Raw genomic sequence first — 24,510 nt, 5'->3', positions numbered from 1 at the left:
AAGCCTTTATAGGCCGAAGCAGGAACGCAATTCAGACGCAAATTTGGATTGCCCTGATTGCCTATTTACTGGTGAGTTTTGCCCGGCATTTAGGACAAGAAGGCTGGACGGTTCAACGGTTACTAAGAATGATCCAAGTAAATCTGTTTGAGAGAAAAACCTTAAAAGCTTTATTCATGCCCGATAAAATACCGATAAAACAAAAGGAAGCTCAATTGAGCCTCCTTTTATGAAAAATTGTGGGACAGCAGTGCCATGAGGTGCTTTTCTTTTGGCGTTAAAAAACTAAAAGTGGTTGATATTCCATAAATGCATATGACATGGTTTTTCTCATAAATCAGTTTTATAATACAAAGGTGACACTTTTATTTTTTGCTATTTAGGCTTTTTCATGAAAAACAACTCCTCATCAGATGACTCAGAATCAACCGTTTTAGGTTGGAAATTCGTTGCCATAGTTGGTGCTATAACCACTATCTTTTTTACTTTCCTATACTTAGCCATGACCAGCGACCCAGACTATATGCCTAACCGCAAACCCAAGGCAACAATCCAAGAAGCTGCCCCAACCAGCACCCCCCAACCACAAGAAAAAACCACGCCTGAATAATAAAAGAGCAAACAACCACAAGTTCTACATATAAGCAGCATTAAAAAAGCACCCTAGGGTGCTTTTATTATTAATGGCAGTGTCGTGTTCCTGTACTTCTTTCATTGTGACATCCATCACTAGCTGTGTGACCACTATGCGAATAAGCTATAGTTGCAACCAAAGTTAAAAGCACTAAAGCTATAATCTTGTTCAAAATATCCCTACATTTTAAAGTATAAGATTCATTTATAGCTGAAGCAGGTTATTTATCAAGCATTAAAAAACCACCCGGAGATGGCGAGAGTGTGGTTTTTATTCAAATAAGCATGGCTGCATAAGTCTCTCAACTTCAGTAATTGCAGTCATTAATAAATCTCTTTTCTTGCGATAACTTCCTAAAACACTACCCGCCAGGCTTGCATCTGATTTAGCCAGATCAAGTTGAAGTGATAATTTGTTGTGAATATTGTTATAGTTTTGGTCTTGTGAGCGAATAAATTCTCTTGTTTCAAAGAATGCCTTAACTAATGCCCATAGCTACGGCAATAGGATTCACAGTACGACCGCTTGAACTTGTGTTGGTATATAACCATGCCCCAAATTGCAGTAACCATCCCTCTACATCAAAACGTGACCCTTAATGCGGCTTTTGTTATTTTAAGGGAATAGGAAAAGTGAGTAATAATGTGAGTAACACCTAAAACCATACTCAAATTAATAGTGTTAAATCACATGATTATTCATCAATAATATCGGCAAATTTAGCACCTAAAACCCGAGCTAGATCATCAGGCTTCACCCCTATATCCAACCCTCTTCTTCCACCACTCACATACATAGATTCAAGCTGTTTAGCACTATCACAAATAACTGTTTTTAAAATTTTTTTCTGCCCGACTGGACTGATCCCACCCACCAAGTATCCAGTTAAGCGTTCGGCATCTTTAGGATATGCCATATGTAATTTTTTAGCGCCTACTGCTGCAGCTATTTTCTTTAAACTTAATTGATGTGCAACAGGTAAAACAGCAACATAGTAATTTTTATCATCGGTTACCAATAAGGTTTTAAAGACCTGTTTGACTTCTAAATTTAACTTTTCAGCCGCTTCTAATCCAAAACTTTTTGCATTTACATCATGCTCATATTCATGGATAGAAAATTCAATTTTATTTGATTTTAAAACTTTGCAAGCAGGTGTCATTTGTCGATGATATAAAAAACGGGATAAGTAGATTATATGCTTTTTCAAAGTCAATGTTTAGCATGCTTAGGCTATTTTTAGCTTATCAACTCATCTATGGGACACTTTGTCTGATAATCTAAGTAATTAATAACCACTTTACATAAAAGCATGTATGTTAAATGCTTGTATTTATAGATTAAATGTAATTAAAACTCAAAAATAAAATAAAAACTAAAGCTTCAGTTTTCACTCAACATTGAAACTTCTATATTTCTTGTGGGAAGCTCTCCTTCAAGGCAGAGCCCCTATAAAAAATATTCCCAAATGACGTAACCTAAACCGAATCCGATAAATGAATAAAGTGTGATGATGAAGAATACAAAGCTAGCTTTATTTTTCTTTTTTAAAAAATTCATATTGATCCTCAAGGCTTAGTCTAAATTGCATCATATTATTGCACTAATTTAGAGCATGTTAAACATTAATAATTTCAACGAATCCTGACGAGCTAAAATATCCATAATTGATTAAAAAGTATGCGCAGACTTATCCGCAAAAATTGGGGATATTTTTTTGCCTTGGGAGGGCCGGGAACATTGAAGCAAGCTTTAATTTGATTAAATAAAAACCAATTCTATTGGCAAAAAATCCCAGAATTGACCGAGAAATAACCAAGTTGTTTCAAAACCGGATTTTCGCCTATTTATTGCTCAGACTTGAACTGTTAAGTAATTGATATTTATATTAATAGATAAGTATTGCAGTAGGAATACCCTGATGAATGGAATGGACATCAGATCCATAATTTTTTGACTTCTTGTAACAACTATACTGCTAAACAAACTATAAAATAGGATTTTACCTATAGGACATTTACATGGCTTGGCTTATCACTAAGTACGCTATTACGGCAGGTATGATTGTACTTATTTCAGAAGTTGCTAAACGTAGTGACCGCTTAGGAGGACTACTTGCAGCCTTACCTATCGTGACGGTACTTGTGCTGATATGGATGAAACTTGAGGATCAAGATCCACAAAAAATTTCAAATCATGCTTGGTATACATTTTGGTATGTGGTGCCGACCTTGCCTATGTTCTTAGCATTCCCCATACTTTATCAGCGTTATGGATTTTGGCCATCTATAGCCATTTGCTGTGTAATGACTGTTCTTATCTTCATTTTATGGGCTGCTGTATTACGACATTTCGGCATTGATCTACTGTAAATAAAAGAAGGGCCATTATGTTAGTTTTCCCCAAATCAACATAATACACGTTATGCAAAATGTAATTAAATTGTCATATAGAATCAATATAATACGATGTTGTAAAAAGCCCATTCACCCTCGAATGGGCTTTTTTTATGATTTATCAATTAGAGACTTGGTCAAAAATATTAAATTTTTAGCTTATATCCACTATTCTTTATTCAATAAGCGATCAATCACGCCAAATTTCTTGAAAATTTTCGCACGGCGTTTGGGATGAATATTGGCTTTATTTAAATCTCCCTCATAATGCTCAAATACGCGTTTATCCATTATTTTGAACCATAGCGATGGAATCAAAGCCGGCAATAACATGGTTGCATAACCACTTGGCAATTCAGGCGCTTCATCAAAATTACGTAACGCCTGGAATGGACGTGTCGGATAGGCATGATGATCTGAATGACGCTGTAACTGGTACAAAAACAGATTAGTGGTAATGTTATTATTATTCCAGCTATGCTCTGGCATGGTACGCGCATAAGAACCATCTGGTTTTTTATCCCGCATTAAACCGTAATGTTCAATATAGTTAATTATTTCAAATAAGCTCACTCCATAAAAAGCCTGTGTCGCCAAATATGGAATCACATCTTTGCCAAACAGCTTCAACATGGTGGCATGAAAACCTGCACTCATCGCCCACCCTTGAAACAGCTCATTTTCCTTGCTAAAGAAAGATAAACCTTTACGTTTTAAACGGTTCTTTTCAATTTCTACGGCAGATTTAAGACCCCCCAATACCGTTCTTGGCCAAAACTCATAAAAGGTTTCCCCCATTTTAGAAGATGCTGGATCTTCAGGCGTTGCAGCACGTTTATGATGTCCATAAGGATGCTCAACCCGAAAGTGGTTGTAAAACAAAGGCATTAACGTGGCATGAGAAAGATAGTGATCTTTTTTATTCGGACGATGTGACAATTCATGGGCAGTATTGACCCCTACACCATTAATGGCTCCCATGGAAATCCCCAACAGGATTTGATCGACAAAAGAGGTTTCTTTACGACTTACCACATAGCCTGCAAATAGATTGGCTGCCATTTGCAAAGGAATGAACAATTTCACAATACGGTCGTAATAAGGATCGTTCACTAATGAGCTAATTTGGTCATCGCTTGGGTTGTTATTGTCCTTGCCTACAATAGCATCGACACTTGGAATAATCACATGCAGCAATAAAGGGCCGCCTAAGGCAAATATTTTTTTTGTGGCTTTAGGGCCAAACTGATAGCCTGCCAAAATACCCATGCCAATGACAGGTAAACCCGGGCTTAATAACCACCAATAGCGTTTTTTATCGAGTGCTAAACCTGCAGCAGTGGGTAGGGTTTGAATTGTTGTTTGATTTAAATTTACTGGTGCATTCATGCTGGCGATCTTCCCTATTTTCTATTCTACCGTTATATTTCTAGAAATAGGCCATCAAGAACAGTTTTAAACGTCCAAAAAAGCTATGCAAACGTCCTTGGCATCAATAGCCAATATTTGACCTGAAAACACATGCTTGAGTGAATCAAGGCTTTTTATAATTTTTATTAGATGATGACAGAACGATAAGACATGGATGCTTTAAGTAAAATTTTTGATGATATTCATCTTAATAAATCTGAATATATTTATTTAAAACCGCAAGGTGACTGGGCATATTCTTATCAGGAACAAGATGCTGTGATTGGCTATGTGGTTCTGGTGGGCAATATGACGATTCAACTGAATCCACACACCCAACTTCAGGTCGAAGCGGGTGATCTAGTGCTGATCCCTTCAGGGCAAAACCACTCTTGCCATAGCAATAATAAAAGTAATTTAATTGAAGCTTTAAATATCACAGCACTTTTTGATCAAAAAAGACAGGAAACTATCGAGTTTGGAGGTGTTAGCGGTGAACCTGCTCTCATTTTAGCGATTCGTTGTCATATTGATACGATTATGGCGCGTCCGTTACTGAATGCCCTGCCCAACTATATTCATATTCACCATATTACCGGCAGTACCGCACCTGAATGGCTACAGATTGGCTTACATTTTTTGGCGGTTGAAGCTTATCAAATTCGACCGGGTCGCGACAAAATCCTCGATCATCTGGTCAGTATTCTCTTTATTGAATGTGTCCGTGACTATATTGCGCAATTACAGGATTCCAATAACTGGCTCAGAGCTTTGGCGCATACCGAATTGGCAAATGCTTTGGCCGCTATTCATGGCAAACCGGAACAGGCCTGGACGGTGGAAAGTTTGGCTGAACAATGTTGTATGTCACGCTCGAAGTTTGCCACTTTATTTAGCAATATCGTGGGTGAAACACCGTTGGCGTATTTACAGCAATATCGTTTCCGTTTGGCATCACAACATTTACGCGAAGGACAATTATCGATTCAGCAAATTGCCCATCGCGTTGGCTATTCTTCAGAAACGGCCTTTAGCCAAACCTTTAAACGGCTGTTTGATTTGACCCCTAGCCAGTATCGGCAACAATTTCAGTAAATTATTCTGAATTTGATGTATTCACGGCATTTAAGATGTTCAGAATGGCTTGAACTGGATCTTCACTATTTCCGGAAAGTAATTTCTTATGCATGGTGATGTGCTGCATCGCCTGAATTTGTGCGGTTTCAACATTCATCAATTTTTCAATTTCAGCAGCCAAATTTTCCGGCGTTGCATCACTTTGAATCAATTCTCGAATGATTTTTTTACCGGCAATAATATTCGGTAAAGAATAATAAGGAATTTTGATCAGGAATTTGATCACCACATAAGTCAGCCAATTTAACTTATAAAACGTCACCATCGGACGATGCAATAACATCGCCTCTAAAGTTGCAGTTCCTGACGCCAAGGCCACAATATTGGAGGCATTCATGACCTGACGACCAATTTTCGATTCGGTATCTGTATTTTCCATCAAGCAAACTTTAGCGACAAAGTCAGCAGGATATTGTTTTAGTAATGCTTCAATCTGCTGCTTGCGTGCATCATTAATCGCAGGAATCAAAAAGATATATTCAGGGTGCTTTTGGCTAATAATTTTGGCTGCATCCAGCACCAATGGACCCAGTCTTTCAATTTCGCCACGGCGGCTACCCGGTAAAAGTGAAATATGTTTGTGTTCAACATTCAAGCCAAGTTCTTGCTTGGCCTCAATCAGTGGATTTGTGAGCGGCAGTTGACTTGCCAATGGATGCCCCACAAAAGCAGCCGGAACATCAAATTGCTTATAAAAGGCTTTTTCAAACGGAAATAAACACAGCACCAAATCAATACTGGCTTTAATGCCATGTACCCGTCCCTGACGCCATGCCCAAACCGAAGGACTGACATATTGCACAGTTTTAATCGGCAGATTTTTCTGTTTTAAGCTTTTTGATAAACGTAAATTAAAGTCCGGTGCATCAATCCCCACAAATACATCGACGGGATCTTTTGTCCATGTATCGACCAATCCATCACGGACTGCGAAGAGCTTTTTAATATCTTTTAAGACTTCAACGATTCCCATCACCGATAAAACATCCATCGGATAATAGCTTTTGAAGCCTTCTGCAATCATTTGCGGACCACCGATGCCTTCAAATTCGGCATCAATTCCTTGCTCACGAAAACTACGGATGAGTTTAGCGCCAAGCGTATCTCCAGACACTTCCCCGACAACGATACCGATTTTAAGCTTCCGATTTTGCAAGTGTTTATCCTCAAATTTTTTAAAGTTTAACATAGCTGATCTTTCAGATTAATCATGATAGCGGTGCAAAGCTATTTTTTCTTATTAGAAATGAGGCTTTATCGTCCTGCCTAATCAACGCTATTTTCTATTTCTTTTTTTAGAATAAGTAAATCAATAATCAAGACAACGACTTATATGAAAAAGTCATAACATATGCACGTTTTTTGATATTTGGCATATATAACCATGTTTGGTCCACTCGAATTTATTTTAGCAGGTGTTTTGGTCGGTTTCTGCGTTGGGATTACAGGTGTTGGTGGAGGTTCATTAATGACGCCCATCCTGATTAGCCTGTTTAGAATCGAGCCACATATTGCCATTGGAACAGACTTACTTTATGCCGCAATTTCAAAATTCTGCGGGTCTTTAGTTCACGCAAAAAAAATGAATATTGTCTGGCCGATTGTCCTTTGGCTTGCGGTGGGGAGTATTCCCGCTTCGCTTGCGACGCATTGGGTTTTAGAAAACTACCTGAGTCAATCAAGTAGCTATAAAGCTGTTTTGACCATGGTCTTGGGTTTTATGTTGACCCTGACCGGTATTTCCATCGTGTTCCGCGGCCACATTGAACGTTTCTTTAACAAGATGCGTAAAGATGTACCTTTGGATATGACGCAGGATTTAGAAAAGGTTAACCTGCAAGCGAAAGACAAACGTACTTATATTATCATTATGGGTATTGTACTTGGCGTATTTGTGACCCTTTCTTCAGTCGGTGCTGGTGCATTTGGCATTATGGCGCTTGTGCTGATGTTCCCGAATTTACCCATGATTCGTATTATCGGTTCCGATGTGGTCCATGCCGTTCTTTTGACTTTAGTCGCAGGACTTGGACACATGAGTTCGGGTAATGTAGATTTACATTTACTCGGATGGTTATTGGTCGGTTCAATTCCTGCAATTATCGTTGGAACTTTGATCAGTTCCCGCCTGCCAGAAAAAATTATCCGTAAGATTCTCGGTATTACCCTATTCGCATTAGGCATGAATTTCATGCTTCATCCGGTCAAAGCAAAACCTGTAGAAAAACCGGCTACAGCGCAAGTGATCATTATTGAAAAATCGATGAAAGTTTAATTTAACTATACGATTCATCACTTTTTTTTGACCTATATATTGATCTTTTTTATAACATTGTGAACATACATTCGTGTTATATTCAGATTGAGAATAAACTTTTGTATGATCGAACCAGTGACGGCAATGAATACACTACAGTCAAAACCTATTACACAATCTGACATCGACGACGTGAATGTACAAAGCATTCAGCCTCTTGTAACTCCAGCTGAATTAAAAAAAGAGTTACCTCTGACTGAACATGCCTATCAAACCGTACTAAAAGGTCGTGAAACCATTCGCAATATCCTTGATGGTAAAGACAAGCGTCTATTCGTGGTCATTGGTCCTTGCTCAATTCACGACACGGTTGCTGCACATGAATATGCGGATCGTTTAAAAGTTTTAAGCGAAAAAGTAAAAGATACCCTTTACATTGTGATGCGCGTTTATTTTGAAAAGCCACGTACTACTGTGGGTTGGAAAGGTTTAATTAATGACCCTGACATGAATGACTCTTTCAATATTGAAAAAGGTCTTCGTATTGGTCGTCAGCTTTTAGTTGAACTGAATGAAAAAGGATTGCCGTGTGCCACTGAAGCGCTTGATCCTAACTCACCGCAATATTATCAAGATCTTATTTCATGGTCAGCAATTGGCGCACGTACTACCGAAAGCCAGACGCATCGTGAAATGTCTTCAGGCTTATCATCACCTGTAGGCTTTAAAAATGGTACAGATGGCGGTTTAACGGTTGCGACCAACGCAATGCAATCGGTTAAACATGGTCACAGCTTCCTCGGTCTAAATGACCAAGGTCAAGTTTCTGTCATTCGTACCAGCGGTAACCAATATGCACACGTAGTCCTTCGTGGTGGTAATGGCAAACCGAACTATGATGCAGGTTCTGTTGCAGAAGCTGAAAATGCTTTGGCGAAAGCGAAAGTCAGCAACAAGATCATGATTGATGCCAGTCATGCCAATTCAAACAAAGACCCGTACTTACAACCGCTGGTATTGAAAAACATCACAGAACAGATTCTGGATGGCAACACGTCGATTGTGGGTCTGATGGTTGAAAGCCATCTTAAAGGCGGTCGCCAAGATATTCCTGAAAATCTGGATGATCTTGAATACGGCAAATCAGTGACTGATGGCTGTATCGATTGGGAAACCACTGAAAAAGCCCTGCTCGATATGCATGAAGCACTCAAAGACGTTTTATCAAATCGCTAAGAGATTTAAAACGCCATCTAACCAGATGGCGTTTCTACTTTAACCTTAGGAAAAATTTTATCTTATGAATGAAATTGAAAATGCATTAAGCCACATCGAGAACTTCCAGTTTATTCACGAACACCTATTCACCTCAGCTCAGCCCACGGCTGAACAATTGAAACTGATTAAAGAATACGGCGTGACCACGATTGTGAATCTGGGATTGTCTGATGCAGAGCAGCATTTGGCTCATGAAGATAAAATTTGTTTAGATTTAGGCTTAAATTATATTCAATTTCCGATTTCGCCAGAAACACCGTCTGATGACCAATGTTTACTGATCTTAGACATGCTGGCTCATTTAGTACAAGAACAAATGGTCTGGGTGCATTGCAGCAAAAATTATCATGTCAGTAGTTTGATGTATTTATATCGTCAGTACTATCTGGATATAGACATGCCTACAGCGCAAGAGTTGATGCACAGCATTTGGGAACCGAATGAAACCTGGACTGGTCTCATCCATGCAGTAGCCTTACAACTGCAAGGTCGCAAAGCCACTAAAGAATTACAGCAATCGCTGATCCATCCAGATCATTTTGCCTGATGCGAAATCAAAACTGTTGCAGTCGATAGAATCCCTTCTTCACGTCCTGTAAAGCCTAATTTTTCTGTGGTTGTGGCTTTAACACTAATTTGTGTGACATGTACATCCAGAACATCTGCAATACTTTGACGCATTTCCAGATTATGTTTCGCCAACTTTGGACGCTCACAGGCAACAGTAATATCGGCATTATTCAGAACATAACCACGATCCAGAATTAGTTGATAGACATGTTTAAGCAAAACTCGGCTATCAGCACCTTTAAATTTTGCATCGGTATCTGGAAAATGCTGCCCGATATCGCCCAAAGCCAAAGCACCCAAGAGCGCATCACATAAAGCATGTAACACCACATCACCATCTGAATGTGCTTTTAAACCTTGAGTATGGGGAATTTTAATCCCTGCCAAAGTAACAAAATCACCTTCTTCAAAGGCGTGTACATCCATTCCCTGACCAATTCGAATTTGTGCGACCACTTTGAGCATCCTTAAGAAATAAATGATTGAGATGTTGTATTCACGCTTTCTATTTCGCTATAGTTACATCAGCGCAACATAGTGAAATTATAAGCGATCATGCTGGTGAATACCGATATTAATCTCATTAAAACATTAAGCACATTATTCAGTATTGGCTGTTTGTGCTCAACTTTGGCTCATGCTCAAAAAATTGACTGTTCCAGCCCCCACACCTCGTCAATGAAACAGATTTGTGCTGAAAATTTTGCCCAATCGCGGGAAAAATTAACCAATCATTATATCACTGCATTTTTGGTCAGTGATGCGCCAGTTCATTTATTAGAAGATACGCATACTTTATGGTTTAAGCGCTTACAACAATGTAAAAGTCTGGACTGTTATAAGCAACAATTTGAACTGCGCATTGAAGATCTCAACTTCTATACTTCACTGAATCAGAGTTTAACCAATCATTATTTAAAATTTGAAAATGGGCAAATTGCCAGTCAACCTGTGCATTTACAAGTCCACCAACTCAGCAAAGACAGAATTAAAATTGAAGGTATCGCCTACCGCAATCCAAACAATAAATTAGAAACACAAACTGTTCCTTTCTTGGCCTATACAACGCCTGAGCAGAAAAGTGAGATTACCGATAACGAACATGATTGCAAATATCAGTTCGATTTTAATAAAGCGATCTTGTCGGTGAAAACAACACAGAAAGGCTGTGAGCGTTTTGTCGGTGTATATCGGATTTATGATTAATTACTCAATTTGATTTTTAAAAAAGTGTTGCGCTGATGGATGATCATTCGATTCAGAAAATTGCCATTGAAACAGCCACAAACCTGGTCGCGGCTGAACATTCACAGCCTTTTGGCTTTGGTGTGGATGTATATAAAGTCTCGAATAAAATTTTTATGATGACCATGATTTATCAAGGCGAAAAAATTGTCACTCTAAAATGCTCCCCTCAAGAATCTGAAATGTTGCGTGATATCTATCCATCGATTCGTCCGGGATATCACATGAATAAAAAGCACTGGATCACGATTTATCCGGGTAAAGAAATCACCATGGAATTGGTAAAAGATTTAGTCATTGCTTCATATGAACTGGTGATCAGTAAATTACCTAAACACCAGAGAAAGAATTTAGAAGCTATACAATAAAAAGCATGAAGCTAACTAAAACTCCATGCTTTTTAATTGCTTAAACTGGATGTTGTGCAGCGACTTCCTGACTAATCATCACCGCTGTAGCTGCAGATAATGTCCAGCCTAAATGACCATGTCCGGTATTATAAAAAACCCGTTCACGTTTTCCTCGTCGAACAATTGGCATCATATTGGGCATCATCGGGCGTAAACCTGCCCAAGGCACCGCATTTTCAGTACTGATGTCAAAATGTTTATTCACCCAATCAATTAATGGCTGAATTCTATCGGCACGAATATCTCGGTTATAACCATTAAATTCAGCCGTTCCTGCAACGCGTAAACGATCCGCACCTAAACGTGAAGTCACAATTTTAGAACTTTCATCAAGCAGGCTGACCCAAGGCGCATTTTTGATACTGTCCTCATCATTTAAATCGAGCGTAATGGAATAGCCCTTAACTGGATATATATTGACCCGATCGCCCAGTAAATTTGCCAAGTGATAACTTCCCACACCACCACACACCACCACAGCATCTGCTTCCAATGATTCAACTGTCGCTGCATCTAAGCGCATATTTTCATTGCTGGCATGGTAAAGCACAGTCACACCTTTGGCATGATGTTTTACATCAGTCACTTCCATGCCAAACATGTATTTCACACCATATTTTTCAGATGCTTCGGCAAGCCCCTTGGTAAATTTATGAATATCGCCTGTGGCATCTCCGGGACAATAAAAGCCGCCATAATATTCGTCTTTCAAACTCGGCTCTATGCTTTTAATTTCTTCCGGTGTAACCGGAATTCTTTCCAAACCACCCTCAGTAAGCAAAGTATTCACCCGAGTCGCCACTTCATAATCCAGTTTGCTATGGTAAAAATGCAGAATTCCACGCTTTTCCAAATCAAACTGAATATTTTCTTGCTCAGCAACAGCAAATAAACGCTCACGGGCTAATAGCGCCATTTTTACGGTATCGCGAGTATTGGCTTCGTAATTTTTAATATTGCCAAGGAATTCCATTAACCAGCCATATTTATGCAGGTCAAATGAAGGGTTAAGTAATAGCGGTGCATTTTTATTCGACATCCACTTAATACCTTTCAGTACTGTGGCTTTTTGATTCCAGACTTCTGCATTACAGGCAGAAAGTTGTCCGCCATTGGCAAATGAGGTTTCCATGGCTGGATATAAATGTTTATCCATAACGGTAACTTTATAGCCCAATTTTGCCAGCTCATAGGCGGAAGTAACACCGGTAATTCCTGATCCGATCACAACAATATGACACATACGACACTCCCTGGAAATGTGTATACATTTCTTCTGAGCCCCATCTGTCATTGATACCTGAGAGCTTCGATCATGACGTTAAAAACTTAACGCTGACCATCCCCTTCGGTGAGCATATTGACTGAATATGCTTCTCTCCAGATTTTTGAAATTATTACAGTCCTTTTGCCTGAGAGTTTCCGGGGTCGTTGCTCCTTCGGCGTGTTCACAGAAGAACATCTCTCCTGCAATAATTGCTTATATTAATATGAGCAACTTTTGTACCATTCGCGAGCACTAAATTTATTTATTTGTTAATTAATTCATCTTACATAAAAATAAATATGTATATCAACCAATTAAGATTAAAAAAGAATGAGGAAAATCTAAATATCGTAAAAATGAATTGAAATCAGTTATTCAGATTGCACATTTATATGAGTTCAACGCTCTGATTTGGCTCTCTTAAAGCAATAATACCAAACACTTAATTAGATCTTATTTTTTTAAGCAAAATGGTCAAGCATTGAAAATGCTACATTAACTGATTTATCTCTATTTAATTACCGACTTGGTCATATGCTGTAATTTTAAATCAATCAAAGGTTGCCCTACGTTTGCATGAATCGGATAAGACTCGATACATGCTGTTTTTGAATAGCTGCATCTTTCATAATACTGAATCAGCTCTGTTCTGGCATCCAGTACAAACATTTCATAATGATTGAATGCTGGAAAAATTTCTAAGGCCCTTTTTTCAGCATATTCCAAAACCTGCTTTCCAACACCCTGATTTTGCCAATGTGAATCCACACAAAAAGTTCCTATTTCAACAGCATTTTGCTGAAAGGTTAAACCTATACAGGCGACTAAATCAGACTGCTTATTTCCCAAAGTTTCAGCAATAAATAAAGAGAAATTTTTTTGTTCTAAACTCTTTAATAATTGCTGATGATTGATTCGATCTCCAACAACAATATCTTGTTCACTGGTCCAACTAGAACCCATATTCGTACGATACGCCTGATCAATCAAACCTATTAGGTTGTCGATATCATTTAAATTTGCGGTTCTATATCTTAATGACTTCATTATTTTTCTAAAAAATTGAATTTAATAAAAATTACCACAAAGCATCATCAAACAAAATTCTATCCATAAAAAAACCAGACTTTAAGTCTGGTTTTTTTATCATTAAAGCTCGTAGCCTTAACTAATTACTTAGGTTCAATCGGAGCAAACGGTACAACCACATCAGCATTTTGTGCACGATGACGCATGAAGTGATCCATCAACACAATTGCAAACATGGCTTCAGCGATTGGTGTTGCACGAACACCGACACAAGGGTCATGACGACCTTTAGTCAATACATCCGTATCTTCACGAGCAATATTAATGGTTTTACCCGGCGTGGTAATACTTGCAGTCGGTTTCAAAGCAATCGCCACACGAATGGTTTGACCACTCGAAATACCACCAAGAATCCCGCCGGCATGATTGGCAAGGAAACCCTCTGTGGTCAATTCATCACGTGATTCATGACCAAACTGCTCTGCAACAGCAAAACCATCGCCAATTTCCACGCCTTTTACTGCGTTAATACTCATCATGGCATGCGCGATATCAGCATCTAAACGATCAAATACTGGTTCGCCCCAACCGACTGGAACATTCTCGGCCAGAATTTCAAGCTTCGCACCACAGCTTGTGCCTTGCTCACGCAGTGAAGTTACTAAAGCTTCAAAACGTGGAACGGCATCTGCATCACCACAGAAAAATGGATTGTTTGGAACTTCATTCCAATCCAATGTATTGGCTTTTTCTGTACCAATTTGCGTTACATGACCACGAATCACAATACCAAACTTTTCAGCCAGATATTTTTTCGCAATTGCACCCGCAGCCACGCGCATTGCAGTTTCACGCGCGCTTGAACGGCCACCACCACGGTAATCACGGAAACCATACTTTTGGGTATAGGTATAATCCGCATGACCTGGACGGAAAGTTTGAGCGATATTGCCGTAATCTTTCGATTTTTGATCCGTATTACGAATCAATAAACCAATCGATGTACCTGTGGTTTTACCTTCAAATACACCGGAAATAATTTCCACTTCATCCGGCTCTTTACGCTGAGTTGCGAATTTAGAGGTCCCCGGTTTACGGCGGTCTAAATCTTTTTGTAAATCTGCTTCAGTCAGTTCGATCCCAGGCGGCACACCATCGACAATTGCCATGAGGCCAACGCCATGAGATTCACCACAAGTCGTTACACGGAACAGTTGTCCAATACTATTACCTGCCATGTTCACAACTCCTTATGCTTGAACAGATTGTACAAATAAATCACGGTATTTACGGCATTGCTCTGCTGTTAAAGCAAAAATACCCGAACCACCTTTTTGGAAAGTTAACCAATGGAAATCAACAGTATTAAAGTTCTGTTTCATTGCCCATTCAGAATTACCCACTTCAATGACAATTAAACCATCTTCAGTTAAGTAATCCGCAGCTTGCGCTAACATTTTACGAACCAAGTCTAAACCGTCTTGACCCGCAGCAAGTGCAAGTTCTGGTTCATGCAAAAATTCAGCCGGTAAATCTGCCATATCTTCAGCATCCACATACGGTGGATTCGATACGATTAAATCATATTGATTTTCAGCAGGAATTTTTGCGAATAGATCTGATTCCATCAATGCTACTTGGAATTGTTGGTTATGATGTTCACAGTTAATCTGAGCCACTTCTAACGCATCTTTCGATAAATCTGTCGCATCCACTTCTGCTTCTGGGAATGCATAAGCGAGTGCAATGGCAATACAACCTGAACCGGTACACATATCCAAAATACGACGTGGCATTATAGGATTTGGATTTTCCGGTAAGTTATTGACACCTTCACGTGGCTGATGATTTTCATCTAAGCAATATGGCGCGAAACGGTTTTGAATCAATTCTGCAATTGGTGAACGTGGAATAAGTACACGTTCGTCAACGTAATAAGGTTTATCGCAGAAATAAGCCAAGTTTAATAAATATGAAGTTGGCACTTTTTCATTGATACGACGTTCAAGTAAACTGATAAATTCAGCTTTTTCACTTGGCAGTAATTTCGCATCTAGAATTTCTGGATTTGCGCTCCAGTCCAATGCCAATGTTTGCAATACTAAGGCCGAGCTTTCTGCAAAAAAGTCTTCTGTACCTTGACCTAAGTGTGCATCGTATTGACGTAGAGCTGAAACACCAAAACGGATAAAATCACGAATTGTGCTTAGGTTTTCAGCGGCTTCCTGTAAATGTTCAGGGCTAATAGTCAGTTGATCCACTTAAGGCATCTCCAAGGTCAAATTTTTTAAAGCGCCTTATGATACCTTGTTTTAACCGTTTTTTATAATGTTTCAATCAGCTTCAAAACAATTATCTATACGCAATTTGCTTAGTTTGATAATAGTAAGCTCGCTCCATTGTCATTTCTAATACGCATTTTGCTTGTAGAACTTCTATAGATGCAGAGGTCACATTGTAATAGCATTGTTGATTAAGACGGTTTACCCAAAGTTGATGTTGTTGCTTAACACTGCTTTGATTATCACCACTATTTTTTAAATAATTTTTATAATATTTGTTTAAAAATTTTCCCTGCGTTTTTAATTCCTTATCCACACAGTTTTTAACTGTTGCAGTTTGACCATAAGATGTATTTAGACATTTGTTATATTCGTCAGAATATCCTTGTGCTAAAACTGAGTTTGAACCTAAAGCAGCCACACTGAAAATCACTGGTAGTACAAATCGCATCACATTCCCCTGTCTTAAATGACTCAATTTTAAATACTCTTATTTTGTTTATTCAGGGATACTACAACAATCATGTGCAAATTCCTATATCACTGCCGTTCAAGCCTAAATCCGATAAAAACTTCCTTACAATTACACATTGAATCTGCAACAAATGCCCTTATATAGTTTCCATTCTTTGTCTAAATATTTTTTTATGAGCTACAAACACAATAATTTAATGGCAATGCGCCAAAACTATTGGAATGATACAGCTTCAGTCCAGGTTGAAAGCGAGAAAAAATTCTTTCAGCAAACCTTGATTGAACACGATATCTACACAGCCCCATCAGAAGATGATGCCAAATATCTGTTCTTTAGTTTACCTAGCATTATCATTGTAAAAGGTTATGCTCTCGGTTTTAAACATGACAGCGTTCAAGCCATGATTTTTAAACATATTCAAGATAATAAAACCGTATTGCAGCAAAAAAGTGACATTAAAATTCAATTCCGTATGTAAATATTTATATATATACACGACATGTTCATGTGCTCGTATCCCTCTAAAGACCAATAAATAGTGTTGGTATAAATTTAGTTCACTCTGCTGAAAAAGCCTCTACATCTCATAGGACTCAGGCTTTTTATTGAAAAATAAATTAAATATTAAGCATATTAATGCTCTGTACAGCAGGTTGAACTTTTTTAATACGTGAATACACGGTAATATCCGCTACAATTAACTATTCTGCGACTTGCTGATTAAAGGATTTTGTTTAATGTCAGATCAGAACGATAAGCTTAAACAACTCAAAACTTCCTCTATGGATCGACGCTTATCTATCGCTAAAGCTTCATTACTAGCAGGAACGCGTTGGGCTGCCTCTAGCGCAACCACCATGTTTTCCAATGAAGCAGACAAAGAAAAGAAACGTAAAAAAGCCATGAAAGAACAGGCGGATTATCTTGTTTCTGAAATTGGCAAATTAAAAGGTTCTATCGTTAAAATTGGGCAAATGATGGCGCTTTATGGCGAACATTTTTTGCCAGAAGAAATTACTCAAGCGCTGAATACTTTAAATAATCAAACCATCGCGCTTGCATGGCCAGCGATTAAAGAACATTTAGAACAACAATTGGGTTCTAAACTGAATGATTTAACCATTGATCATGAACCATTAGGCACCGCATCTTTAGCACAAGTCCATCGCGCCACGCGCAAATCAGATGGTTTGGAAATTGTACTTAAAATTCAATATCCGGGTGTAGCAGATGCCATTGATTCGGATATGAGCTTATTTAAAAATATGCTCAAATTGACCCGCATGGTGCCGCAAACTCGTGAATTTGATCAGTGGTTCGATGAAGTTCGCGAAATGATGCACCGTGAAGTTGATTATGATATTGAAGCTGCAACGACACGTCGTTTTGCCGAGCGTTTAAAAGACGATCCGCGCTATATCGTGCCGCAAATTATTGATGATTATTGTACAGATCAGATTCTGTGCATGACCTTTGAACGCGGTGTGCCGATTAATAGCCCTGTTATGCTCTCGTTGCCTCAAGAGCGTCGCAATCAAATCGGTGAAGCTTCACTCGAGATTGCAGTACGTGAAATTTTTGAATGGGGTGAAATGCAGACCGATCCAAACTTTGGTAATTATTTGGTTCGTTTGGGTAATGGTTCAGATAGCCAAGATAAAATTATCCTGTTAGATTTTGGGGCCATTCGTCAATTTGATGAGCACTTGCTGAGTGTTGCACGCAATTTAATCCAGGCCGGTTATCGTCACGATAGTGATGAAATGGTTCGTGCCATGACCGGTTATGAATTCTTTGATTCAATTCCGCAAAGCATTAAGCCAGATATGGCAAAAGTTTTTTTATTGGCCACTGAAGCATTTAGCACAACTGCTAATAATCCAGACTTACCTGAAGGTGTGATGGATGAGCAGCAACGCTATGACTGGAAAAAAAGCCAATTGCATAGTCGCGTGATGCAACGTGCATCCAAATCGATGGCATCGCGTTATTTCAGCGTTCCACCGAAAGAATTTATGTTTATTAGCCGTAAATTTATTGGTGCATATACCTTTATGACCGTGATCGATGCAAAAACCAATGTGCGCAAGATGGTCGCAAAATTTTTATAATCGATTCTGACTAGAGTGATTATATTGTCACTCTAGTCAACCTTATCTTTATAACTCGCCTTTATAATGATTAAAAATAAATATTATTCAATCATTTAATAACTTTAAAATTCATTTTAAACCGTTCATCCAAGTCAATTTTAATTGTCAGTCATGACATAGTCTTTTCTAAATTTGCATGTCAGCATAAAAATACAAAGAATCGAAAATCGATGGACGATAACAATGACCAATATGGTAAACAAAGCACAAGGATTTGGGCTATCACTCATCACTAAAATTGCCGGTAGCGATGTTCTCGATCAATTCAAACTGCGTAAATTTCTTGAAAAATCGTTATATCAAGGTTCAAAAATCGGTTTTAAAACCTTAACTAAAACCCAAAAGGTATTTAAAGCCAATTCCAATGTCAGCAAACAACGTTTACCCAATCAACACAAGTCATTCTTTGATTTAAGCTTGACTGAAGAACAGCAAATGACCTGTGATGCAATGGACCAATTTGCATCAGAAGTTCTTTATCCACTCGCATCTCAAGCTGATCAAGATGAAAAGTTCCCTGCAGCACTTTGGCAACATGCTACCGACTTAGGACTGAATTACTATGCTCTTCCAGAAGCTCTGGGTGGCGTTGCAACCGAAAAAAATATTCTAAGCAATATATTAATTGCTGAACATTTAGCCAAAGGTGATTTCAGCTTAACAGCAGGCTTACTTTCAACATTTAGTGTAATTAATGCAATTACCCAATGGGGTTCTGAAAAAGTTCAGTCCACCTATTTAACAAGCTTCGCAAATGATCCCGATATCCATGCTACATTTGCCATACAAGAAGCAACAGCTGCATTTAATCCATTCAACTTAAAGACCAAAGCAACTTTAATCCATGGAAAATACACCCTTCAGGGTGAAAAAACTTTAGTGCTATTAGGTGAAACTGCCGATCTATTTTTGGTGAATGCTGAACTGAATGGCGCGCCCGAGGTTTTTATTGTAAAACGAGATAGCAGTATTACCGCAAAGAAAAGCTCAGCAATGGGCCTAAAAGCTGCAGAAACCGTAACATTACACTTCCATAATAGCCCTGCTGAATTATTAGGTGATGATGACTTTAATTACACTGCTTTCTTGGATTTGGGCAATTTGATGTGGTGTGCGATGGCTGTAGGAACCTGTGAAGCAGTAAAAGCTTACTGTATTCAATATGCCAATCAACGTACTGCTTTTGGTGAGCCTATTTCACACCGACAAAGTGTGGCGTTTATGATTGCAGACATGGCGATTGAAATTGAGGCCATGCGTATGCTGATCTTAAACGCTGCCAGTCTTGCTGAAGCAGGTCAACCTTTTCATCGCGAAGCCTATTTAGCACGTTTACTCTGTGCAGAAAAATCAATGAAAATTGGCACGGATGGTGTGCAAATTTTGGGTGGTCATGGATTTACCAAGGAACATCCGGTTGAGCGCTGGTATCGTGATTTACGTGCTACAGCGATCTTACATTCAGGCTTACATGCTTAATCTATAAAAATAAGGAATTATGCAGATGAATTTACAAAATCCTAAAAAATTTAAGATGCTGATAGATCAAGCCCATGAATCAGCTTTAAATGTATTACGCCCGATTTCACGCAAATATGACAAAGCCGAACACAGCTATCCGAAAGAACTCGACATGTTTGCCTCAATAATTGATGGCATGAACGATGGTAGCGAAGGCATCAATGCGGGGGCTGCTGTTGGAAAACGTGGAAGCACAGAAGTAGGAAATAAAAATGGCGTCAACATGTCCACTGTACTCGGCGTGATCGAGATGTGCTATGGAGATACCGGCTTATTACTCAGTATGCCTCGTCAGGGTTTGGGTAATTCTGCCATTGCAGCTATCGCAAATGATGAGCAATTGGAATGCTTTAAAGGAACGTGGGCGGCTATGGCGATTACTGAACCCGGTTGTGGTTCAGACTCAGCAGCGATTCGAACCACGGCTACCAAAGATGGTAATGATTACATCATAAATGGTGAAAAGATTTTTGTGACCTCTGGTGAGCGTGCTGACTCTGTTGTGGTCTGGGCAACATTAGATAAGAAACTCGGACGTGCGGCTATTAAATCCTTTGTGGTTCCTAAAGGCACTTCAGGAATGAAAGTGGAACGCCTTGAACATAAACTGGGTATTAAAGCGTCTGATACCGCGGTCATCAGTTTTATTGACTGTCGTGTACCTAAAGAAAACCTGTTAGGTCATGCTGAAATTGATGTTGCCAAAGGTTTTGCTGGAGTTATGGAAACTTTTGACAATACTCGCCCTTTGGTTGCAGCGATGGCTGTCGGTTGTGCAAAAGCCTCTTTAGAAAGAATTAAAGAAATTTTTAAAGATCAATTAGATGAAAATTATACTACGCCTTATTTGCAAACCTCCCATATCGCAGCACAAATTTACCGTATGGAAGCTGAGTGGGAAGCTGCTCGCTTACTCACCATGAAAGCCGCTTGGATGGCAGACAATAAAAAGCCAAACTCACGCGAAGCATCAATTTCCAAAGCAAAAGCAGGACGAATGTGTAATGAAATTACCTTAAAATGCGTAGAACTTGCAGCAAGTGTCGGTTATAACGAAGATGAACTATTAGAGAAATGGGCACGTGACTCAAAAATTCTCGATATTTTTGAAGGTACCCAACAAATTCAGCAATTGATTATCGCACGACGTGAATTAGGCAAGAGTTCAAATGAATTAAAATAAATTTTAGACATTTTTAATGCATAAAAACCTTACAAGTGATGGATTTTTATCAGATATAGGGTTATAAAAATCCATCACTTTTTTATTTTTTTAATTTAAGCTTATGTATCAAGTTAGACCTATTCAAGCACAAGATAATGCTGAAATTGCACGCATCATTCGCGAAGTTTCCAAAGAATTTGGACTTGCTCCTGAATCAGGTTTTGCTGTAGCTGACCCAATTTTAGATGACTTATACACGGTTTATCATCAACCTAATGCGCAATATTGGGTGATTGAAAATGAACAGGGTGAAATTTTAGGTGGCGGTGGTTTATCGCCTTTAAAAGGCGATCACACCATTCTAGAAATTCAAAAAATGTATTTTTTACCAGAAATACGCGGTCTAGGATTTGCTAAGCAACTGCTAGAAAAAGCCTTTCAGTTTACGCTACAGCAAGGTTTTAAATCTTGTTACCTAGAAACCACCAAAGAACTTTGGCAAGCAGTCAAACTCTATGAAAAATTAGGATTTGAGTATTTAAATCATCCCAAAGGCAATACGGGTCATAGTCAAGCCTGTGAAATTTGGATGGAAAAACGACTGTAATTCTTCTACATTTAAACAATGTTCTAGCGTTAAAAAGAACGTTCTTTAATTTGAGATTTCTTGTATTAAGCCTGTTGATTTATAACCCTATGTCAGCATTTGCTTACACAGAAAGCATTCATTGACGCCTATGCTAAAATCAGCATGAACCTTAATATAAAAATATCAGGAAGCAAGATGTTTCCATAATAAAAATAATAAACGATATAAGCAGGATGCATAAAGGTAAAATAGGAGTTTTACCTTGTAACTAATATGAATAAGCCCCGTCACGATGATGGGGCTTATTTTTTGCCAAGAATTTTCAAACCTTAACAAGAATAAGCCAAAATTTGTACAGCTTCATTGGTTCAGCTTGCTAATGTTAAAGTTTCAATCAGTCATTCAGGATCACTAAAATGTCTAAAAAAGCCTTATTTATTACTTCAAATGTGGGCGTAGAACAAGATGAGCTGATCAAACCGTCTGAATATTTACAATCAAAAGGTATTGAAGTGATTCATGCCGCAGAAGAACAAAAGGATGTTCAAACGGTTAAGAGTGATAAGGAACATGCAACCTCTTATACACCGCAAACCACTTTATCTAGAGTCTCTCCAGAGGATTATGATATTTTGGTCATTCCTGGAGGAACGGTAAATGCTGATACCCTTCGCTTAAATAAGGATGCTCACAAAATTATTCAGCACTTTACCGATAATGCAAAACCTATTGCTGCCATTTGTCACGGACCTTGGGTATTAATTAATGCGGAAAGAATTAAAGATAAAAATTTAACCTCATATAAAAGTATAAAACTGGATTTAGAAAATGCCGGTGCTAACTGGGTCGATGAAGAAGTTCATCGTTGCAATACCAATAATTGGCCATTGATCACATCGCGAAGCCCCGATGATATCCCCGCCTTTAATCAAGCTATTTTGCAAGAATTGGATAATTAACAAAATCTTTAAGCGATAAGTCCCATTAACATAATGGGACGCTTTAATTTAAAGCTTGTAACATTCAATTATTGAATGATCAATTCATAAAAATACTTCACAAATCGTTTGAATAATACAAAACATCAACTATTGACTCACGCTACACAGACCACTAGCATAACTTCAATAAAATTTTACTTTGGGTTTCTAACCTTGTTGATTACGCGCCATTTATCTCATTTACGTTCAAAATTATCCCATAATAATTTTTTTACATTTAAATCAACAGCTATCGTCATTACTGCTCTAGCTTTTACCGGTTGTACATCCTTTGGTGGGAGTTCAGTGGCTAAACGATCTGCCAAATTATCCACTGGCATACAAAAAGCATATGCTGTTGCACCCGATACAGCAAATCGTGTATCTCCCATGATTATCCAAAGTTCGGATAAATATGCTGTTGATCCATTACTAGTAGCTGCCATGATTCGACAAGAATCAAGTTATAGGAACTATGCCATTTCACCCGCGGGTGCCGTTGGGCTCACTCAGGTGATTCCACGTTACTGGCAACAAACATGTCCAGGTGATTTAAGTGATGAATATCATAATATTAATTGCGGTACCTATATTTTATCCACCTATAACAATAAAGCAGGAAGTTGGCCTAAAGCGCTTGCCTATTATAATGTTGGACCTGCTGGCTATAACTCCAGCTCTAAAATGAAAAAACAAGGTGAAAAGTATGCAAGGCAAGTTAAACAACATCACAACACTTTAAAGGGTGCTTTATAAATCTAATAGAAATTCTCCTGCCTATTGGATGGGAGGATATTATTCATATTCATTTGTTATATCTAGACTCTAACTAACGCCCGAAAACCTCGAGAAGCATAATAAGATTCTGCTCCATTGTGGTAAACAAAAACTCGTCCATAACGCTTATCAGCAAAAAGAGCGCCACCTTTCTTGCGGATATCATCCGGTGTAAATAGCCAACTTGAAGTTTTCATATCAATTGAGTCTATTGCTTGCAGTTCATAATAATCATGCTCGGTTAACAACTCGACTCCCATAACTGAAGCAAGATCTAAGACTGAATTTTCAGGTTTATGGGCTTTGCGGGAATCTAGTGCTTTTCGGTCATAACATAAGCTTCTACGACCCGATGGGCTCTCTATACTACAATCCATAAAAACATAGTGATCGGTGATATGATCATGCAATACGACATCAGGTTCACCACCTGTTCGTTCCATTTCATGCAATGACCACATTTTAGCTGGGCTTTCTTCCAGCTTGTGCTGGATTTTCGACCAGCGCATTGCTTTATGCCGCTGCATATTCTGTTCAAATCGTATTTTTAAAATATTTAAAAGATGTGCTGCTTGGTCTTCGTTTAATTGTATTTCGAATTGCTTATTCTGTTTCATTTTATATTCCTGTATTTTTATTTTAAATATTTTGCATTATTCCCTTCACATACTACAAGTCAGAAAATAATGAGGAATTGTACAGATAAGGTCTTTTGGCTTTCCCTTTTTCAGGCATAAAAAAATCCCCCTCTGCTTTATAGCGGAGGGGGATTTTCAGGAATAATGAGCTGGCGATGACTTACTCTCACATGGGTAACCCCACACTACCATCAGCGCAAAGAGGTTTCACTTCTGAGTTCGGGAAGGGATCAGGTGGTTCACTCTTGCTATTGTCGCCAGCACAACTGTTTATGATTACTCGCTATGGTCTTATTT

27 protein-coding genes, 1 rRNA gene, 1 pseudogene and 1 riboswitch are annotated in these 24,510 nt (G+C 38.5%); of the genes and pseudogenes, 16 read left to right on the top strand and 13 right to left on the bottom strand.

The annotated features are described in order from the left end of the window. Window positions 1-233: pseudogene (locus B9T23_RS16150) on the top strand (IS4 family transposase); the annotation flags it as partial. A gap of 158 nt (window positions 234-391) precedes the next feature. Continuing rightward, the gene (locus B9T23_RS16145) at window positions 392-610 is read left to right on the top strand and encodes a hypothetical protein (protein ID WP_067722770.1); all 219 of its coding nucleotides are present in this window, start codon (window positions 392-394) and stop codon (window positions 608-610) included. 70 nt (window positions 611-680) lie between these two features. Here B9T23_RS16145 and B9T23_RS16695 read toward each other — a convergent pair whose 3' ends face one another. The 3 genes from B9T23_RS16695 to B9T23_RS16130 form a co-directional block, all read right to left on the bottom strand. Further along, entirely contained in the window at window positions 681-785 is a 105-nt protein-coding gene (locus B9T23_RS16695) for a YHYH domain-containing protein (RefSeq protein WP_228145956.1), read from the bottom strand. A 543-nt stretch (window positions 786-1,328) separates the two neighbouring features. After that, entirely contained in the window at window positions 1,329-1,796 is a 468-nt protein-coding gene (gene ybaK / locus B9T23_RS16135) for a Cys-tRNA(Pro) deacylase (protein ID WP_086194802.1), read from the bottom strand. Between the two features lie 287 nt (window positions 1,797-2,083). Then, the gene (locus tag B9T23_RS16130; protein ID WP_086194801.1) at window positions 2,084-2,194 is read right to left on the bottom strand and encodes a hypothetical protein; all 111 of its coding nucleotides are present in this window, start codon (window positions 2,192-2,194) and stop codon (window positions 2,084-2,086) included. Between the two features lie 461 nt (window positions 2,195-2,655). Between B9T23_RS16130 and B9T23_RS16125 the strand changes: the two genes are divergently transcribed. Beyond that, a complete protein-coding gene (locus tag B9T23_RS16125) occupies window positions 2,656-3,006 on the top strand; it encodes a DUF3147 family protein (protein WP_086194800.1) in 351 nt (116 codons plus the stop codon). 192 nt (window positions 3,007-3,198) lie between these two features. On the opposite strand, the gene B9T23_RS16120 is transcribed toward B9T23_RS16125, so the two are convergent. Further along, window positions 3,199-4,419 (bottom strand): alkane 1-monooxygenase, encoded by a 1,221-nt coding sequence (locus tag B9T23_RS16120; RefSeq protein WP_086194799.1) that lies wholly within the window; start codon window positions 4,417-4,419, stop codon window positions 3,199-3,201. Between the two features lie 192 nt (window positions 4,420-4,611). On the opposite strand from B9T23_RS16120, the gene B9T23_RS16115 reads away from it, so the two are divergent. Continuing rightward, entirely contained in the window at window positions 4,612-5,535 is a 924-nt protein-coding gene (locus B9T23_RS16115; RefSeq protein ID WP_086194798.1) for a cupin domain-containing protein, read from the top strand. A 1-nt stretch (window position 5,536) separates the two neighbouring features. On the opposite strand, the gene lpxB is transcribed toward B9T23_RS16115, so the two are convergent. Then, entirely contained in the window at window positions 5,537-6,733 is a 1,197-nt protein-coding gene (gene lpxB, locus B9T23_RS16110; protein WP_086194805.1) for a lipid-A-disaccharide synthase, read from the bottom strand. A 228-nt stretch (window positions 6,734-6,961) separates the two neighbouring features. On the opposite strand from lpxB, the gene B9T23_RS16105 reads away from it, so the two are divergent. The 3 genes from B9T23_RS16105 (at window position 6,962) to B9T23_RS16095 (ending at window position 9,659) form a co-directional block, all read left to right on the top strand. Continuing rightward, entirely contained in the window at window positions 6,962-7,852 is an 891-nt protein-coding gene (locus B9T23_RS16105) for a sulfite exporter TauE/SafE family protein (RefSeq protein WP_086194797.1), read from the top strand. A 126-nt stretch (window positions 7,853-7,978) separates the two neighbouring features. Then, on the top strand, window positions 7,979-9,070 hold the full coding sequence (locus B9T23_RS16100; RefSeq protein ID WP_143222542.1) for a 3-deoxy-7-phosphoheptulonate synthase: 1,092 nt from the start codon (window positions 7,979-7,981) through the stop codon (window positions 9,068-9,070). A 64-nt stretch (window positions 9,071-9,134) separates the two neighbouring features. Then, complete coding sequence (locus B9T23_RS16095) at window positions 9,135-9,659, top strand: protein tyrosine phosphatase family protein (RefSeq protein WP_086194795.1); 525 nt, start codon at window positions 9,135-9,137, stop codon at window positions 9,657-9,659. Here B9T23_RS16095 and ispF read toward each other — a convergent pair. Further along, on the bottom strand, window positions 9,647-10,138 hold the full coding sequence (ispF, locus tag B9T23_RS16090; protein ID WP_067722784.1) for a 2-C-methyl-D-erythritol 2,4-cyclodiphosphate synthase: 492 nt from the start codon (window positions 10,136-10,138) through the stop codon (window positions 9,647-9,649). The two genes, B9T23_RS16095 and ispF, sit on opposite strands and share 13 nt — an antisense overlap. A gap of 99 nt (window positions 10,139-10,237) precedes the next feature. On the opposite strand from ispF, the gene B9T23_RS16085 reads away from it, so the two are divergent. Next, window positions 10,238-10,888, top strand: a complete 651-nt coding sequence (locus tag B9T23_RS16085) for an A1S_1983 family putative colistin resistance protein (protein WP_086194794.1) — start codon at window positions 10,238-10,240, stop codon at window positions 10,886-10,888. Between the two features lie 35 nt (window positions 10,889-10,923). Continuing rightward, the gene (locus B9T23_RS16080; protein WP_086194793.1) at window positions 10,924-11,295 is read left to right on the top strand and encodes an MmcQ/YjbR family DNA-binding protein; all 372 of its coding nucleotides are present in this window, start codon (window positions 10,924-10,926) and stop codon (window positions 11,293-11,295) included. 40 nt (window positions 11,296-11,335) lie between these two features. On the opposite strand, the gene B9T23_RS16075 is transcribed toward B9T23_RS16080, so the two are convergent. The 5 genes from B9T23_RS16075 to B9T23_RS16055 form a co-directional block, all read right to left on the bottom strand. Beyond that, window positions 11,336-12,580, bottom strand: a complete 1,245-nt coding sequence (locus B9T23_RS16075; RefSeq protein ID WP_086194792.1) for a D-amino acid dehydrogenase — start codon at window positions 12,578-12,580, stop codon at window positions 11,336-11,338. Between the two features lie 147 nt (window positions 12,581-12,727). Continuing rightward, a riboswitch (glycine riboswitch) is annotated at window positions 12,728-12,817 on the bottom strand. A gap of 297 nt (window positions 12,818-13,114) precedes the next feature. After that, on the bottom strand, window positions 13,115-13,651 hold the full coding sequence (locus tag B9T23_RS16070; protein ID WP_086194791.1) for a GNAT family N-acetyltransferase: 537 nt from the start codon (window positions 13,649-13,651) through the stop codon (window positions 13,115-13,117). Between the two features lie 125 nt (window positions 13,652-13,776). Then, complete coding sequence (gene aroC / locus B9T23_RS16065; protein ID WP_086194790.1) at window positions 13,777-14,871, bottom strand: chorismate synthase; 1,095 nt, start codon at window positions 14,869-14,871, stop codon at window positions 13,777-13,779. 12 nt (window positions 14,872-14,883) lie between these two features. Further along, a complete protein-coding gene (prmB, locus tag B9T23_RS16060) occupies window positions 14,884-15,894 on the bottom strand; it encodes a 50S ribosomal protein L3 N(5)-glutamine methyltransferase (RefSeq protein WP_086194789.1) in 1,011 nt (336 codons plus the stop codon). A 91-nt stretch (window positions 15,895-15,985) separates the two neighbouring features. Further along, a complete protein-coding gene (locus B9T23_RS16055) occupies window positions 15,986-16,366 on the bottom strand; it encodes a lysozyme inhibitor LprI family protein (RefSeq protein WP_086194788.1) in 381 nt (126 codons plus the stop codon). Window positions 16,367-16,562: 196 nt separating this feature from the next. Here B9T23_RS16055 and B9T23_RS16050 point away from each other — a divergent pair, with 196 nt between their 5' ends. The 7 genes from B9T23_RS16050 (at window position 16,563) to B9T23_RS16020 (ending at window position 23,554) form a co-directional block, all read left to right on the top strand. Then, entirely contained in the window at window positions 16,563-16,868 is a 306-nt protein-coding gene (locus tag B9T23_RS16050; RefSeq protein WP_086194804.1) for a hypothetical protein, read from the top strand. A gap of 259 nt (window positions 16,869-17,127) precedes the next feature. After that, window positions 17,128-18,501 carry an ABC1 kinase family protein gene (locus B9T23_RS16045; protein ID WP_086194787.1) on the top strand — a complete coding sequence of 458 codons (1,374 nt, stop codon included), beginning with the start codon at window positions 17,128-17,130 and terminating at the stop codon, window positions 18,499-18,501. Between the two features lie 234 nt (window positions 18,502-18,735). After that, the gene (locus B9T23_RS16040) at window positions 18,736-20,022 is read left to right on the top strand and encodes an acyl-CoA dehydrogenase family protein (protein WP_171263125.1); all 1,287 of its coding nucleotides are present in this window, start codon (window positions 18,736-18,738) and stop codon (window positions 20,020-20,022) included. Between the two features lie 25 nt (window positions 20,023-20,047). Further along, complete coding sequence (locus B9T23_RS16035) at window positions 20,048-21,247, top strand: acyl-CoA dehydrogenase family protein (RefSeq protein WP_086194785.1); 1,200 nt, start codon at window positions 20,048-20,050, stop codon at window positions 21,245-21,247. Between the two features lie 103 nt (window positions 21,248-21,350). Next, window positions 21,351-21,836: a GNAT family N-acetyltransferase gene (locus B9T23_RS16030; protein ID WP_086194784.1), complete on the top strand. Its 486-nt coding sequence runs from the start codon at window positions 21,351-21,353 to the stop codon at window positions 21,834-21,836. A gap of 398 nt (window positions 21,837-22,234) precedes the next feature. Then, window positions 22,235-22,777, top strand: a complete 543-nt coding sequence (locus tag B9T23_RS16025; RefSeq protein ID WP_086194783.1) for a type 1 glutamine amidotransferase domain-containing protein — start codon at window positions 22,235-22,237, stop codon at window positions 22,775-22,777. A 273-nt stretch (window positions 22,778-23,050) separates the two neighbouring features. Beyond that, on the top strand, window positions 23,051-23,554 hold the full coding sequence (locus tag B9T23_RS16020; RefSeq protein WP_067722832.1) for a lytic transglycosylase domain-containing protein: 504 nt from the start codon (window positions 23,051-23,053) through the stop codon (window positions 23,552-23,554). A 62-nt stretch (window positions 23,555-23,616) separates the two neighbouring features. On the opposite strand, the gene B9T23_RS16015 is transcribed toward B9T23_RS16020, so the two are convergent. Then, window positions 23,617-24,192 (bottom strand): DUF4256 domain-containing protein, encoded by a 576-nt coding sequence (locus B9T23_RS16015; protein WP_086194782.1) that lies wholly within the window; start codon window positions 24,190-24,192, stop codon window positions 23,617-23,619. A gap of 168 nt (window positions 24,193-24,360) precedes the next feature. Beyond that, window positions 24,361-24,475 (bottom strand): 5S ribosomal RNA (gene rrf / locus B9T23_RS16010). Between the last annotated feature and the right edge of the window lie 35 nt (window positions 24,476-24,510).

The sequence above is a fragment of the Acinetobacter terrae genome (genome assembly GCF_002135195.1).
Lineage (GTDB): Bacteria > Pseudomonadota > Gammaproteobacteria > Pseudomonadales > Moraxellaceae > Acinetobacter > Acinetobacter terrae.
The sequence above is the reverse complement of the archived record's forward strand: the minus strand, read 5'-3'. Positions and strand labels throughout refer to the sequence as shown.

Excerpts from the sequence above, each read along its gene's own strand:
- B9T23_RS16145 (WP_067722770.1), top strand. The coding sequence starts at position 392 with ATGAAAAACAACTCCTCATCAGATGACTCAGAATCAACCGTTTTAGGT.
- ybaK (WP_086194802.1), bottom strand. The coding sequence starts at position 1,796 with ATGACACCTGCTTGCAAAGTTTTAAAATCAAATAAAATTGAATTTTCT.
- B9T23_RS16130 (WP_086194801.1), bottom strand. The coding sequence starts at position 2,194 with ATGAATTTTTTAAAAAAGAAAAATAAAGCTAGCTTTGTATTCTTCATC.
- B9T23_RS16125 (WP_086194800.1), top strand. The coding sequence starts at position 2,656 with ATGGCTTGGCTTATCACTAAGTACGCTATTACGGCAGGTATGATTGTA.
- B9T23_RS16120 (WP_086194799.1), bottom strand. The coding sequence starts at position 4,419 with ATGAATGCACCAGTAAATTTAAATCAAACAACAATTCAAACCCTACCC.
- B9T23_RS16115 (WP_086194798.1), top strand. The coding sequence starts at position 4,612 with ATGGATGCTTTAAGTAAAATTTTTGATGATATTCATCTTAATAAATCT.
- B9T23_RS16105 (WP_086194797.1), top strand. The coding sequence starts at position 6,962 with ATGTTTGGTCCACTCGAATTTATTTTAGCAGGTGTTTTGGTCGGTTTC.
- B9T23_RS16100 (WP_143222542.1), top strand. The coding sequence starts at position 7,979 with ATGAATACACTACAGTCAAAACCTATTACACAATCTGACATCGACGAC.
- B9T23_RS16095 (WP_086194795.1), top strand. The coding sequence starts at position 9,135 with ATGAATGAAATTGAAAATGCATTAAGCCACATCGAGAACTTCCAGTTT.
- B9T23_RS16085 (WP_086194794.1), top strand. The coding sequence starts at position 10,238 with ATGCTGGTGAATACCGATATTAATCTCATTAAAACATTAAGCACATTA.
- B9T23_RS16080 (WP_086194793.1), top strand. The coding sequence starts at position 10,924 with ATGGATGATCATTCGATTCAGAAAATTGCCATTGAAACAGCCACAAAC.
- B9T23_RS16075 (WP_086194792.1), bottom strand. The coding sequence starts at position 12,580 with ATGTGTCATATTGTTGTGATCGGATCAGGAATTACCGGTGTTACTTCC.
- B9T23_RS16070 (WP_086194791.1), bottom strand. The coding sequence starts at position 13,651 with ATGAAGTCATTAAGATATAGAACCGCAAATTTAAATGATATCGACAAC.
- aroC (WP_086194790.1), bottom strand. The coding sequence starts at position 14,871 with ATGGCAGGTAATAGTATTGGACAACTGTTCCGTGTAACGACTTGTGGT.
- B9T23_RS16055 (WP_086194788.1), bottom strand. The coding sequence starts at position 16,366 with ATGCGATTTGTACTACCAGTGATTTTCAGTGTGGCTGCTTTAGGTTCA.
- B9T23_RS16050 (WP_086194804.1), top strand. The coding sequence starts at position 16,563 with ATGAGCTACAAACACAATAATTTAATGGCAATGCGCCAAAACTATTGG.
- B9T23_RS16045 (WP_086194787.1), top strand. The coding sequence starts at position 17,128 with ATGTCAGATCAGAACGATAAGCTTAAACAACTCAAAACTTCCTCTATG.
- B9T23_RS16040 (WP_171263125.1), top strand. The coding sequence starts at position 18,736 with ATGGTAAACAAAGCACAAGGATTTGGGCTATCACTCATCACTAAAATT.
- B9T23_RS16035 (WP_086194785.1), top strand. The coding sequence starts at position 20,048 with ATGAATTTACAAAATCCTAAAAAATTTAAGATGCTGATAGATCAAGCC.
- B9T23_RS16030 (WP_086194784.1), top strand. The coding sequence starts at position 21,351 with ATGTATCAAGTTAGACCTATTCAAGCACAAGATAATGCTGAAATTGCA.
- B9T23_RS16025 (WP_086194783.1), top strand. The coding sequence starts at position 22,235 with ATGTCTAAAAAAGCCTTATTTATTACTTCAAATGTGGGCGTAGAACAA.
- B9T23_RS16015 (WP_086194782.1), bottom strand. The coding sequence starts at position 24,192 with ATGAAACAGAATAAGCAATTCGAAATACAATTAAACGAAGACCAAGCA.